Source organism: Bacillus cereus group sp. BfR-BA-01350 (genome assembly GCF_022663775.1).
Classification (GTDB): domain Bacteria; phylum Bacillota; class Bacilli; order Bacillales; family Bacillaceae_G; genus Bacillus_A; species Bacillus_A paranthracis.
On sequence record NZ_JAKUGD010000002.1, the window covers coordinates 226,263 to 240,661 of the forward strand.

A 14,399-nucleotide genomic window follows, 5' to 3' on the forward strand; every position below is an offset into this window, starting at 1 on the left:
AAGGCAGGTGACATCATGTGGAGAACGCACCTTTATTACAAGTAAAAAAAATGAGTAAGGCGTTTTTAAATCAACTTGTATTAAAAGAAGTGAACATTCAAGTAGAGCGCGGAGATATATACGCTTTAGTTGGAGGGAATGGTGCCGGGAAATCAACATTAATGAAAATATTAACGGGGTTATATTCGTATGATGATGGAGAAATATATGTAAAAGGAACGAAGCAACAGTTTTCAAATCCGTCAGAAGCACATCGAAAAGGTATGTATTTAATACCGCAAGAACCGCTCATTTTTCCGCATATGACTATTGAAGAAAATATATGTATCGGATTAAAAGAAAAGAAAAAGAAATTAAGAGTACAGATTCAGCAATTGATTAGCAGCTTAGGATGGAGTATTGACCTTAATGAACTAGGAGGATCATTATCGATTGCGCAACAACAGTTAGTAGAAATTGTTAGAGGATTAATACGAGAAGCCGAGATTCTTATTCTAGATGAGCCAACATCGACATTAACAACTCACGAAATTAAGAGTCTTTTTGTGTTGATGAAAAGTTTACAAGAAAAAGGAATAGGGATGATTTATATTACGCATCGTTTTCCAGAAATCTTTGAAATTGCTAACAAAGTAGCAATATTACGAGATGGAATGATTGTAAGTCAAGGAGATGTATGTGACTATACATATGACATGCTGATGGAGGGACTATTGCCAAAAGGGTATAAACAGAAAGAGAAAATAGAAGTAGTTCAAGAGACCACAAGGATGAAAAAAATATTAGAAGTGAATGATATAAATGGTCACGCATTCGAAAATATATCATTCACTGTACATGCGGGTGAGATTGTAGGTATTGCAGGCATTGTTGGATCGGGCAGAACGGAATTAGCAGAAGCGATATTTGGATTGAAAACTGTAAAATCAGGGTCTATTTTATTAGATGGAAAATCAATTGATACATGTTCTTTGCATAAAAGGCTAGACGAAGGACTAGTTTATGTGCCAGAGGATAGGGCGAGGAATGGAATTTTCTCACTTGCTTCTGTTAAAGAAAATATTGCAGCAGCAAGTTTACGGCAAAAAAATCGCTTTTTTATAAATCAAGAAAAAGAAAGCGCTTTAGTTAATTCGTTTATAGAACAGTTCCGAATTGTTGTACAGAATATGAATGAAGAACTGGCATCTTTATCAGGAGGTAATCAGCAGAAGGTCGTGCTTGCAAAGTATCTCGCATGTAATCCTAAAGTTATTATTCTTGATGAGCCGACTCGTGGAATTGATGCGAAAGCAAGGCTTGAAGTGTATGAGACGATCGAAAAAATGAAAAGGGAAGGACTCGCAATTTTATTAATCTCTTCAGATGTTGAAGAAATTGTTCAATTAGTAAACCGTGTATATGTAATGAGAAATGGACGATTTGTTTCTCATATGGAAAAAGAACAACTGAGTGTGAATGAAGTTACACGCCTTGCATACGGAGGTGTAGCGGAATGAAGCGCATGCTAAAAATGCACGAAACGTCTATCATAACGTTACTACTAATTTATATAGCTATTGTAGGAATGATAAATCCTAGTTTTATTCAATTTAACTCGTTATCTTTAATGGTGAAATCAAGCGTTATTTTAGTCGTGTTAGCAATTGGCCAATCGTTCGTCTTATTTACTAAAAATATAGATGTATCAGTTGGTTCAAGCATGGGGTTAAGTGCAGCAGTTTGCGGAATGTTGCTAACGAATGAATATAGTGCATCCTTGTCGATATTTGCTACTATTACACTTGGCGCTATTATCGGTTTCGTAAACGGAATGGGCGTTGCGAAGTTTCGAGTACCAGCCATTATTATGACATTAGGCATGTTAGGAATTATTAGAGGTGCCATGTTAATTTTCACAGGCGGGAAGTGGATTGAAGATATTCCAAACGATTTTAAGCAGCTGTCATCTATCGTCATTCTTGGTTTACCTATAACTGTATGGTTCGTTCTTATTATTTTACTACTACTATACTTCTTTTTAAGGAAAGTGCCATTTGGAAGATACTTTTATGCGGTAGGTGATAATGAAGATGGCGCGAGACTTATTGGTATACCTGTTAATAAAGTGAAGATATGTGCGTTTATGATTTCAGGCATAAGTGCTGCGCTCGCTGGTTGCATATTTGTTATGAATATCGGGTTCATTCCAAATCAAACTGGTACAGGATTAGAATTACAAGTAATCGCAGCCGCTGTACTAGGGGGCATTCATTTGAAAGGAGGAACAGGATCTTTATTTGGAGCTGCATTAGGAGCATTCTTTTTAGAAACAATAAGCAGTTCACTCGTCTTTCTAAAAATACCAGCATTTTGGAATAATGCTATTTCAGGTTTTTTATTATTACTTATCATCATACTGGATAGTGTTATGAAAAAGTGGAAGGCAGAAAGGAGGATGAATCTATGAAGTATGTATACAGATGGGAAGGTGTTCTAATTGTATTGCTTCTTATAGAATTCATTCTCTTTAGTTTAATCAATAGTGATTTCTTAAATATTAGTAATCTCCTTTTTAGTACAAATGATTTCCTATTTATTGCAATTGCGGCGATACCAATGACTTTCGTTATAGTAACAGGAGGAATTGATGTATCGGTCGGCTCAATAATGGGTCTCACTTCAATCTTAATCGGTGTACTTTGGATGAGCGGAATATCTATTTTGTTTGCTGTCATAATATCTCTAATAATTAGTTGTTTAGCAGGCGCTTTAAACGGACTTATTATAAAAATGACAGATGTAGAACCACTCGTCGTTACACTCGGCACGATGTTTTTATACGGAGGAATTGCACTCGTCATTTCAGGAGGGGCAGGTGCTTCTGGGTATGAAGGGATCAGTGGTTTACCTGACGCATTTGTACAACTGGCAAGCGGTAGTTTTATAGGAATACCAAATTTATTATGGCTACTGATCGTATTAACAGTTTTATGTGCTGTATTATTTCACCGAACTATATACGGACGCCATGTAAAATTAACAGGTGCGAACGAAAATGCAGCAAAATACACCGGGATTAAGACGAAGAAAGTAGTCATCATCGCTTACATGCTTTCCGGGTTAGGAGGTGGATTAGGGGGGACTTTCTTAACTGCCTATTTCGGTTCCGCACGTGCTGATATGGGAAGTGAAACAATTTTACCAATCATTACGGCAGTCGTATTAGGCGGGACACTTATTACAGGGGGAAAAGGAAGCATTATCGGTACTGTACTGGCGAGTATTTTCATTGGACTCATGCAGTATGGCTTGCAAATGACGGGTTTAACAAATGAACAATCCAACGTAGTAATTGGTATTATCCTTATTCTTTCAGTTATTATGAGACATTTCAAATTACATCAATTCACACTGGGGAAAAGAAAGAATTTGCATAAGGGGGAAATGTCATGAAGAGAAAACTAGGGATTGTATTCATTGTATGTATTTGTTTAATCGGTTTAATTGCGTGTTCTAGCCAAACGGCAGATAAGAAAAAGGCTGATGATGTGAAATTTGCATTTATTCCGAAATTAACAGGAGTTGGTTTCTTTACATCAGGTGGTGAAGGAGCAAAAGAGATGGGAGATAAGTTAGGCGTGCAAGTGAAGTATGATGGACCGTCTGAAGCGAGCGTATCAGGGCAAGTAAAGTATATAAATAATTTTATTAACCAAAACTATGATGCACTTATGGTTTCCTCTACATCAGTTGATGGTTTATCGCAATCACTACAACGTGCTAAGAAAAAAGGAATGACTGTCTTAACGTGGGATTCTGATGTGAATCCGAAAGACCGTTCCTTTTATATCAGCCAAGGAACACCAGACCAACTTGCTAACTTATTAATTGACATGACTTCCAAGCAAATTGGAGATAAAGGGAAAGTAGCATTTTTTTATTCTAGCCCAACAGTAACAGATCAAAACCAATGGGTAACGAAAGCGAAAGAAATTATTAAAAAGAAATATCCGAACTGGGAAATTGTAACGACGCAGTACGGTGAAAATAATGCGCAAAAGTCTTTGTCAGTAGGAGAGAATATTTTAAAAACGTATCCTGATATTAATGCAGTCATTTGTCCAGATGCAACGGCACTTCCGGCAATGGCACAAGCAGCTGAAAATTTAAAAATGGATAAAAAGGTTGTCGTAACTGGCTTCTCTACACCAAACGTTATGCGTGATTACGTAAAACGAGGAACAGTAGCACAATTTGGTTTATGGGATGTAAAACAACAAGGTGCACTCGCAACGTATGTTGCAAATGAAATTGTTGTAAAAGGGAAGAAGTTAAAAGTAGGGGATAGCTTCGAAGTAAAAGGAATTGGAAAAGTGAAAGTAGAGCCAAACTCCATTCAAGGATATGATTATGAGGCAGAAGGAAACGGAATTATCGTGTTACCAGAACGAGTTGTATTTACGAAGGATAATATTGATAAATATAATTTCTAGTAACGAAAAAACGTCCGAATGTATCGGACGTTTTTATTTCTTCATTAATTATGAACTGTTTCTTTTTCATTTAATCCAAGGGTACGACCTGTAGAAGTATGGAGGTCTTGGAATAATCTTGGATTTTCTGTTAATGAAATGCCGTAAGAAGGAATCATTTCTTTTATTTTTCCTTCCCATTCTACCATTCGGCTTGGGAAACATTTTTCTAATACTTCAAGCATAACATGAACGGCAGTAGAAGCACCCGGTGAAGCACCTAGTAATGCTGCGATTGATCCATCAGCCGCACTAACAACTTCTGTACCGAATTGAAGTGTTCCTTTACCGCCAGCATCAGTATCTTTAATTACTTGTACACGCTGACCAGCAACTACAATATCCCAATCTTCACTTTTTGCGTTCGGAATGAATTCGCGTAATTCTTCCATACGTTTTTCGTGTGATAACATAACTTGCTGAATTAAGTATTTTGTTAGTCCCATTTCTTTTACACCAGCAGCTAACATCGTTAAGACGTTATTCGGTTTTACAGAACCAATTAAGTCAAGGTTTGAACCAGTTTTTAAGAACTTAGGAGAGAACCCTGCGAACGGTCCAAATAGTAAAGCTTTTTTATTGTCTATATATCTCGTATCAAGATGAGGTACAGACATTGGCGGAGCGCCAACTTTAGCTTTACCGTATACTTTCGCATGATGTTGCTCTACAACTTTTTGGTTTTTACATACCATAAATAGTCCACTTACTGGGAATCCACCGATATGTTTTGATTCAGGAATACCAGTCTTTTGTAGTAGAGGTAGACTACCGCCGCCGCCGCCGATAAAGACGAATTTTGCAGTATGATGCTCGATTTTACCACTATTCATATCGTGTACTTTTACTTCCCACAAACCATTCTTCGTGCGTTTAATATTTTCGACACTATGTTTGTAGTTTAGCTCGACATCTTTCGTTTTTAAGTAATCAAACAGCATACGTGTTAATGCACCGAAGTTAACATCAGTTCCAGAGTCAATCTTCGTTGCAGCCATCGGTTCATTAGATGTACGACCTTCCATAATGAGTGGAAGCCATTTTTTTAATGTTTCAGGAGCATCGGAAAATTCCATTCCTTGAAACAGTGGATTTTTTGAAAGCGCTTCAAAACGTTTTTTTAGAAACTGAACATTTTTTTCACCTTGTACTAAACTCATATGAGGTAGAGGCATAATGAAATCTTGTGGATTACGAATTAATTTGCTTTTTACAAGATATGCCCAAAATTGTCTTGAAAGCTGGAATTGCTCATTCACTTTTACAGCCTTACTAATATCTATAGATCCGTCAGATTTTTCGGAAGTATAGTTCAGTTCGCATAGTGCAGAATGCCCTGTACCTGCATTATTCCATTCGTTAGAGCTTTCTTCCCCGGCACTTGCAAGTTTTTCAAAAACTTTAATTTCCCATTCAGGTGCTAATTCTTTTAGTAATGAGCCTAACGTTGCACTCATAATTCCTGCACCAATTAAGATAACGTCTGTTTTTTGCTGCATGTTGCTCATGATAATCTCTCCATCCCCTATATTGGCAAAAAAGAGTAGGTGTTTTCTATGTCTAAGCCGTAAAAGAGAAACACCGCCTAGGCCCCACCTAGGTATTTACCTTTTTTGTCTCAATTATATAACCATCTCATACTCTATTATAATAATTAATAGACTAAAATATCTAGTGTTATCTGATAATTTTAAAATATTTAACGCTTTATTTGCCAAAATTCTTATTTAACAAGCACTTTTCAGTTAATGAATAGAAAAAAATTACAGTTTGAAATTATCTCGAAAAAGCTTACGTATCCAAAAGTGAGTAGAAAGGATACCTTTTTATGGGATTTTTTGCCCTGTTTATTGTATGATTATTCTGAAAGTTAAAAGGAGGGATACACATGCGTACACAAGAACAAATCGCAAACTTATTTCGAAATTTTTCAATAAAGGAATGTAAAGGGTCAAGTGACTTATATGAATACTTAGCAATACAAATTGCTGAAGATGAGGAAGTACTTACACTATCTTCCTACGCTCAAGCAGGTCAACCAGTCCCAAACTTATTATTAGGTGCCGTACATTATTTATTACTAGCAGGGAAAGAACATCATCTGAAAACGTATTATAGTAGCTTAGTTGAAAGTGCTAATACGGATTTAGATCAAGCTTTTCATCATTTTAAAGATTTCTGTAAAATGTACAGAGAGGAAATCATTACTTTATTACAAACGAAACTTGTTCAAACGAATGAAGTAAGACGATGTGCGTACTTATATCCAAGTTTCAATTACATATTTAACAAAATGAATAAACCGTTAGCTTTAATAGAAATTGGGACAAGTTCTGGATTACAACTATTTTGGGACCAATATAGCTATTCGTACGGTACAGGTGAAAGTTACGGAAATATAAATTCGAATGTACATGTAACTTCTGAAATAAGAGGGGAAAATGTGCCTCAACTTTTAAAAGAAAGTCCACCTGTCGTAGAAAGAATCGGACTAGATTTACATGTAAACGATCTACATAGTGATGAAGATTATTTATGGCTACGTGCACTCATTTGGCCAGAACATAAAGAAAGGCTTGAACTGTTTGACCAAGCTGCATCTTTAGTAAAAAATAAATCTGTTCAATTAATAGAAGGAGACGGTGTAGAGCTATTACCATCTATTATTGAACAAATAAGTGAAGATGCTGTTATCTGCATTTTCCATACACACGTCGCCAATCAAATACCAGAACAAGTAAAACGTAAGCTGGAAAAACAAATCCAAGAAATCGGTGCAAAGCGTGATGTATTCCATCTTTATAACAACATGTGGGACCGGGACCTTCATATTGATTATTATATTAACGGAAACGAATATCGTGAAACGGTTGGAGAAACAGAAGGGCATGGGAGATGGTTTAGTTGGAAGCTTTGGGATCGATCTTTATGCTAAAGTAAACCTGATAATTATGGTTTTATCACCAATATTCGTAATAAAAACAGTTGATGGAAGACGATCCTTCAACTGTTTTTATTTTTATTAAACTTATAATGTATCCAACGTAATAAGTGTTTAACATTTCCCTGTTGTATGTTGAAAGTAGCACATAAGATAATCTCCTTGCAAAAAGAAGTTAAAGAAAGGGGATTATTAAACGCTACTTAGTATCAAACAAGAAGCCGCCGGTTAATCAGCTATATTACTAATTTAAGAAATTATAATTTCAAACGGAAAAACCAAAGGAAAGTAAATATTTAAAATGAATATATAATACATGCGAAAAAGAGCGCAATTGGATAGGGAGGCTTTCAAATGCATATGAGCGAACGAATGAATTTGCGGGTAACTAATCAGGCTCTTCAGGTAATGAATAACGGAATTGCTGTTATAAGTCATGATGGAATCATCACATACAGTAACAAACTATTCTGTAGCATGTTACATAAAAAAGAAACCGAAATAATAGGTGAGCATATATCAACGATTATTCCTGATCGTAAAAAACTAGTAGTGAATCAAAATGATAGTTTGTATAGGTATGAATGTAAGAGTGGCAATCAAGTTGTAATTGTGAATGAATGCCGTGTTTATAAGGATGGGACAGAAGACGGATCAATTGCTATTCTGGAGAGAAAGGGTAAAAGTATACAGTCTTTGGAATGTATCATTAGTCGATATGAAAGCGCGTTGAATTTACTGTCGGAGTGTATTCTAGGTGTAAATGAACAAGGAATTGTTAATTTTTTAAGTGGCTCTTATGCAAAATTTTTAGGGATAGATGATCCGAATGAAGCGGTGGGTAAACATTGTACGGAGGTTGTTGAGAATACGAGGATGCATATAATTGTAAAGACGGGACAGACGGAAATTGGGCATATTCAGCGTATAAGTAATCGGAATATAATCGCAACGCGCATACCGATCGTTAAAGACGGTAAGATTATTGGAGCAATTGGTAAAATTATGTTTCATGATATACAGCAGTTTAAAGCTTTAGGAGATCAAATTAGTGAAATGGAATCAAAGTTATCTTACTATCAAACTGAATTACAGCGGCTACAAGAAGGGCGGCTTTCTTTTCAAAGTATTATAGGTGAGAGTGCAAAAATGAAAGAAGTCAAAATGATGGCTTTAAAAGTTTCTAAAAGTCGGTCTACTGTTTTGATAAGAGGAGAAAGTGGTACGGGAAAGGAACTCTTTGCACATGCGGTACACCGTGCAAGTCCGCGTGCTAGTGGTACATTTATTCGTTTGAATTGTGCTGCGATTCCAAGAGATCTTTTGGAAGCTGAATTATTTGGATACGAAGAAGGGGCTTTTACAGGAGCGAAAAAAGGTGGTAAGCCTGGGAAGATTGAGTTAGCCGAAAAGGGAACGTTATTTTTAGATGAAATTGGTGATATGTCTTTGGACATGCAAGTGAAGCTACTTCGTGTATTGCAAGAGAAAGAGATTGAAAGAATTGGCGGTACGAAAATTCAAAAGGTTGATGTTCGTTTCATTGCGGCCACACATCGAAATCTCCGTGAAATGGTGCAAAGAGGGGAGTTCAGAGAGGATTTATATTATAGGTTGAATGTGTTTGAGATTGCTATTCCTCCGTTACGAGAGAGAAAAGAAGATATGATACATATAACGGAATTTTTAATTAAGAAATTGAATGGTGAGCTAGGTAGTAACGTTATTTCATTTGATGAGAGAGTTAGAGAGATATTCATGGAGCATGATTGGCCAGGGAATATTAGGGAGCTAGAAAATGTATTAGAACGAGCGATGAATGTTATAGAAGGAATGATTATTCAAGTGCATCATCTTCCGGCCTATTTACGGAAAAAAGATAAGGAAGAAGAGTTATACCATGACATATTTACGATAAATCAAAAACAGAATGAGGGGGAGTATTCACTTCAGGCGGAAGTGGAATCCGCTGAAAAACGTGCGATTACGAGAGCTTTGGAAAAAACAGCTGGAAATATAAAAGAGGCAGCCAGGCTTTTAGGCATTCATCGGGCTAGCTTATATCGAAAAATAGAAAAATATGAAATATCATGAAGGAAAGTAAAGGGCAAACAGGCCCTTTTTTTGTTTGTAGTAATAAATACTGTCTCTTTTTTGCGACGTTTTCTTATAGATGCGACATGGTTGCTAATATTTGTTGCATAAATGCGACATGTAAAGGTGGACATGTTAGGGAGATTACGAAGGAATAAGGGAATAGAGAATGAGTCGATTTTTGGCATGTTTCTTGCTATATAAATAAAAAAGATTATAGCAGGAAGGGGATGGAATGCAATGCTGGAAAATCATAGCTTACCTCATTTTATTATGCAAAGTATTGAAAAAACACCAAGTAAAGTGTATTTGCAATTTGAAGAGCAAAGGGTTACATATGAGGATTTACATCATCGAATTACAAGAGCCATTGCGGGATTGTATGAGCTTGGTATTCAAAAAGGAGACAAGGTTTGTATTATGCTTCATAACACTCCTGAATATCTGGATGTATGGTTTGCTTTATCTTTTATGGGAGCCATTACGGTACCTCTAAATGTGCATTTAAAAGGAGACGGTTTACAGTATATTGTATCTCACTCTGATTGCAAGTTAATAATCGTTGATAAGGAATTTTTTCCTCAAATAACCTCTTGTTTGTCAGTTATACAAAGAGACATTCAAATTGTTGCTTATGGAAAAAATGAAAGCGCAATCATTTCAAAGCATGGTAAAGAGCAGTTAGTAATCGAATTGAAAGATGTACTACATACAAACAATCAACATCTTCCAACTGAATTTGTTTCCTCCAGTTCTATCAATAGTATACTTTATACCTCTGGAACGACTGGTTTACCTAAAGGGGTCATGTTAAGTCATTCAGCCTATGTAAATTCTGCACAGTCGTTTGCCAACTTTATGGTTGGTGCAAGTTCTAAAGATGTCTTATTTACAGCACTCCCTTTATTTCATATAAACGCCCAGGCGCATACAGTACTCGGGGCTATTTCTTCCAATGCGACGATTGCTCTTGGTAAGCGATTTAGTGCTTCTAGATTTTGGGATGAAATTCGCAGTCATGGCGCAACTATTTTTAATTCTTTGGGATCTATGATTCCTATTCTTTGCAAGCAGCCAGAAAAGGAAGATGATAATGCTAATTTAGTAAGGGTGACGGCTTGTGCTGCTACTCCTAAGGAATTTTGGAAGCCGTTTGAGGAGAGATTTGGCGTTCGGATTGTGGAAGGCTACGGATTAACGGAAACAACGGGGTTTTGTGTAACGAATCCATTGTATGCCAATAAGCCACCTTCTATAGGAAAACCATATTCTTACGTAGAGACGAAGATTGTCAATGAGGATGGAAAGGAAGCGCGGACGGGTGAAATTGGAGAAATTTTTATTCGTTCATTACAGGGACAAGCATTCATGGAAGGTTATTATAAAATGTTTGATAAAACAGAGGAGGCGGTGAAGGAGGGGTGGTTTCATACAGGAGATCGCGGTTATCTAGATGAGGAAGGTTACTTATATTTTTGCGATCGGATTAAACAGTGTATACGAAGACGTGGAGAAAATATCTCTTCTTGGGAAATCGAAAAAGTTGTAAATAATCACCCGAAAGTACTTGAATCAGCGGCTATTGGTGTCCCGTCAGAAGTGGGAGAAGAAGATGTCAAATTATATGTGATTGTCAAAAAAGGGGAAACACTGTCCTATGAAGAGATTATAGATTGGTGTCAAGATCGTATGGCTTACTTTATGGTACCGCGATATGTTCAATTCTGTGAAGCTTTCCCAAAAACCGCGACGGAACGGATTCAAAAGTTCAAGCTGAAGGAGGAAGGAATCGGCAGCGCTTGGGATCGCGAAAAGGTCGGTTATGTAATTAAAAGAATGAGTTAATGTATTGATTTTACCTTATTACATTTTGGAAAGAGGGGATTGGATTGGAAAGTAATAGAGTTGTTACATGGTCCAAAGAAAATGGAATTGCGACGATTATCATTGATAATCCTCCTGTGAATGTATTGGGTACTGCCGTGGTGGAGCAACTGACGGTAGCGGTCGATACAATCGAACGGGATGATGAAGTAATTGTTGTACTTCTAACGGGTGCTGGAGAAAAGACATTTGTTGCAGGAGGGGACATTAAGTCATTTCCGGAATGGATTGGGAAAGGGAGTGAATATGCAGAGGAAAAATCATTGTGGCTTCAGAATCCATTAAATAAAATAGAAAGATTGCCAAAGCCAGTAATCGCTGCCATTAACGGATTAGCGCTAGGAGGTGGGTGTGAATTAGCTTTATCGTGTGACATACGAATTATTGAAGAACACGCCCAAATCGGGCTTCCGGAAGTGAAATTAGGTTTATTTCCAGGTGCAGGAGGAACGCAACGTTTGCCGAGAATAATAGGAACTGCAAGTGCGAAGGAAATGATGTTTACTGGTGAACCACTCACTGCCGAAGCAGCTTGGCGAGTTGGTTTAGTGAATCATATTGTTCCGCGTGGTGAATCACTGAATAAGGCGAAGGAATTAGCTGCGAAAATGGCTCGATTTTCTCTTCCTGCTTTATCTTTGATGAAACAATCTATCGATAAAGGGTTATCTTCTTCTCTTGAAGAAGGATTAAAAATAGAAGCTGAGAATTTCGGACATGTATTTCAAACGAGTGATGTAAGAGAGGGAGTGGAGGCCTTTATAGAAAAGAGAGCACCATTCTTTCATCATAAATAAAAGGCTATAACTTATAATATGCAAAAAGTAATGCCTGCCAGAAGCAGGCATTACAACGATATATACAAAGTAAAAAAATCCATATTATTGAGGGGGATTGGGGTTATGGATTTATTAATTGTATTGTTATCGCTTGGCTTGCTTATATTTGTAGCTTACCGAGGATTTTCAGTCATTCTATTCGCTCCGTTATGTGCGTTGCTCGCTGTGCTTTTAACAGAACCAGCGTATGTATTACCGTTCTTTTCTAATTTTTTTATGGCGAAGATGGTCGGATTCATAAAATTATATTTTCCTGTATTTTTGCTTGGAGCGATATTCGGTAAAGTGGTAGAAATCACTGGAATAGCAGAAAAAATCGCTAAAATTATTATCCGTTTTATCGGTGTGAAAAGAGCGATTCTTTCTATCGTATTAATGGGAGCGATTCTTACATACAGTGGTGTCAGTTTATTTGTGGCGGTATTTGCGATTTATCCATTTGCAGCGCAATTATTTCGCGAGGCAGATATTCCGAAACGACTTATTCCCGCGACCATCGCATTCAGTGCATTCACGTTTTCGATGGATTCGCTTCCTGGATCGCCTCAAATCCAAAATGTTATTCCAACTACTTTTTTTAAGACAGACATTTATGCAGCTCCTACATTAGGAATTGTCGGAGCGTTGTTTATCTTTATATGTGGCATGCTGTATTTGGAATGGTGTAGGAAGAAGGCTGCTGCTAAGGGAGAAGGGTACTTTGGAAAAGGCGATGCCACTTCTGAACTTGCTGCTACAACTAGTGTACAATCAGTGCAAGCGCCAATTGCTTCCAGCGATGTAATTCCAGCGAGTTACTGGGTAGCTTTTCTTCCGCTTGTATTGGTTGGAGTGATGAATAAAATCTTTACAGTATTCATTCCTGTTTGGTATACAAAGGGATTTGATTTTGCATCCATAGGTTTAAAGGAATATGGAACGATTGATATGGGACAAGTTATAGGTATTTGGTCAGTGGAAATGGCACTTCTTATGGGAATACTGTCTGCTATAATATTAAATTTTCAAGCGGTAAAAGAACATTTTCAATCTATTACAAGCGTGGGCGTAAGTGGTTCAATCTTAGCTGCCATGAATACTGCAGCTGAGTATGGATTTGGTGCTGTTATAGCAGCTTTACCTGGATTTGTTATGATTCAAAATTATTTGACGGGGACTTTCTCAAATCCTTTAATTAGCGGAGCAGTTATGACGAATATCTTATGCGGACTGACGGGATCAGGCTCGGGTGGAATGAGTATTACATTAGGGTTAATGGCTGAAAAATATATTGAAGCGGCAGCAAACTTTGATATTCCGTTAGATGTACTGCATCGTGTAATTGCAATGGCGGCGGGAGGTATGGATACTTTACCTCATAACGGAGCAGTTATAACTTTACTTGCGGTTACAGGATTAACGCATCGGGAAGCTTATAAAGAGATCTTTGGTATTACGATAATTAAGACACTTGCTGTATTCTTCGTTGTGGGAGTGTATATGATGTTTTCAATTGTATAGTAAGTAGGTTGAGTGTATGCTATAAATAACGCAGTTAGCGCTTTAAAATTATGAATAATGGTAAATAGAAAAAGGCAATACTACTAGTAGTATTGCCTTTTTCTATTTAGTTAAAAATATTTAATCAAAATCTCCCCAGGTAATCCATCAATCTCACAAACTTTCTCAGATGTAAAACCGACATGTAGTAAAATTTTGCGCGAGGGGATGTTGTTCGGATCAATAATTGCTTTTAGTACGTTTCTATCTGTTTGCTTCGCTATATTTATTAATTCCTTTGCAATCCTACTACCATATCTTTTTCCCCAGTGCTCTGGTAAAATCATATATCCAATTTCAGCTTCTTGTACATTAGCGTCATTCACTGTTACATGTCCAAGGCCAATATACTCATTTGTAATAGAGTTAAACACTTTATAAGAACCGAATAGTTGATGCTTTTCATTACGATTTATCAAATTTTTAAAGTTAGTTTGTGCTTCTTCTAACGGAATAGCCCGTTCAGTAATTTGTGCCATCACTTTTTCATTTGAAACAAGTTGAAAATATAAATTGAAATCTATTGCTTCAAATTTATTAAAATATAGTTTTTGCATAGTATTCCTCCAAACTAAATTTTTAATTGTT

At 36.8% G+C, this 14,399-nt stretch carries 11 protein-coding genes; 9 read left to right on the forward strand and 2 right to left on the reverse strand.

Going from position 1 to position 14,399, the window contains the following annotated elements; all coding sequences use genetic code 11:
• Positions 1–17 precede the first annotated feature (17 nt).
• The 4 genes from MR147_RS05255 to lsrB are packed head-to-tail and all read left to right on the forward strand — an operon-like array spanning position 18 to position 4,475.
• On the forward strand, positions 18–1,499 hold the full coding sequence (locus MR147_RS05255; protein ID WP_074608460.1) for a sugar ABC transporter ATP-binding protein: 1,482 nt from the start codon (positions 18–20) through the stop codon (positions 1,497–1,499).
• Positions 1,496–2,449, forward strand: a complete 954-nt coding sequence (locus MR147_RS05260; RefSeq protein WP_074608458.1) for an ABC transporter permease subunit — start codon at positions 1,496–1,498, stop codon at positions 2,447–2,449. The genes MR147_RS05255 and MR147_RS05260 overlap by 4 nt, the downstream gene beginning before the upstream one ends.
• Positions 2,446–3,435 (forward strand): ABC transporter permease, encoded by a 990-nt coding sequence (locus MR147_RS05265; protein ID WP_139302810.1) that lies wholly within the window; start codon positions 2,446–2,448, stop codon positions 3,433–3,435. The genes MR147_RS05260 and MR147_RS05265 overlap by 4 nt, the downstream gene beginning before the upstream one ends.
• Positions 3,432–4,475 carry an autoinducer 2 ABC transporter substrate-binding protein LsrB gene (gene lsrB, locus MR147_RS05270; RefSeq protein ID WP_074608454.1) on the forward strand — a complete coding sequence of 348 codons (1,044 nt, stop codon included), beginning with the start codon at positions 3,432–3,434 and terminating at the stop codon, positions 4,473–4,475. The genes MR147_RS05265 and lsrB overlap by 4 nt, the downstream gene beginning before the upstream one ends.
• 44 nt (positions 4,476–4,519) lie before the next feature.
• Here the strand turns inward: lsrB and MR147_RS05275 are convergent, their stop codons facing one another.
• Positions 4,520–6,022: a malate:quinone oxidoreductase gene (locus tag MR147_RS05275; RefSeq protein WP_074608453.1), complete on the reverse strand. Its 1,503-nt coding sequence runs from the start codon at positions 6,020–6,022 to the stop codon at positions 4,520–4,522.
• 380 nt (positions 6,023–6,402) lie between these two features.
• Here MR147_RS05275 and MR147_RS05280 point away from each other — a divergent pair, with 380 nt between their 5' ends.
• The 5 genes from MR147_RS05280 to MR147_RS05300 all read left to right on the forward strand — a co-directional run bounded on the left by MR147_RS05280 (position 6,403) and on the right by MR147_RS05300 (position 13,772).
• The gene (locus tag MR147_RS05280; RefSeq protein ID WP_242303748.1) at positions 6,403–7,449 is read left to right on the forward strand and encodes a DUF2332 domain-containing protein; all 1,047 of its coding nucleotides are present in this window, start codon (positions 6,403–6,405) and stop codon (positions 7,447–7,449) included.
• Between the two features lie 360 nt (positions 7,450–7,809).
• Positions 7,810–9,549, forward strand: a complete 1,740-nt coding sequence (locus MR147_RS05285; protein ID WP_074608449.1) for a sigma 54-interacting transcriptional regulator — start codon at positions 7,810–7,812, stop codon at positions 9,547–9,549.
• A 240-nt stretch (positions 9,550–9,789) separates the two neighbouring features.
• A complete protein-coding gene (locus MR147_RS05290; RefSeq protein WP_242303749.1) occupies positions 9,790–11,394 on the forward strand; it encodes an ATP-dependent acyl-CoA ligase in 1,605 nt (534 codons plus the stop codon).
• A 44-nt stretch (positions 11,395–11,438) separates the two neighbouring features.
• A complete protein-coding gene (locus MR147_RS05295; RefSeq protein ID WP_074608446.1) occupies positions 11,439–12,230 on the forward strand; it encodes an enoyl-CoA hydratase in 792 nt (263 codons plus the stop codon).
• 105 nt (positions 12,231–12,335) lie between these two features.
• Complete coding sequence (locus tag MR147_RS05300; RefSeq protein WP_242303750.1) at positions 12,336–13,772, forward strand: GntP family permease; 1,437 nt, start codon at positions 12,336–12,338, stop codon at positions 13,770–13,772.
• A gap of 110 nt (positions 13,773–13,882) precedes the next feature.
• Here MR147_RS05300 and MR147_RS05305 read toward each other — a convergent pair whose 3' ends face one another.
• Entirely contained in the window at positions 13,883–14,368 is a 486-nt protein-coding gene (locus MR147_RS05305; RefSeq protein ID WP_074608442.1) for a GNAT family N-acetyltransferase, read from the reverse strand.
• Between the last annotated feature and the right edge of the window lie 31 nt (positions 14,369–14,399).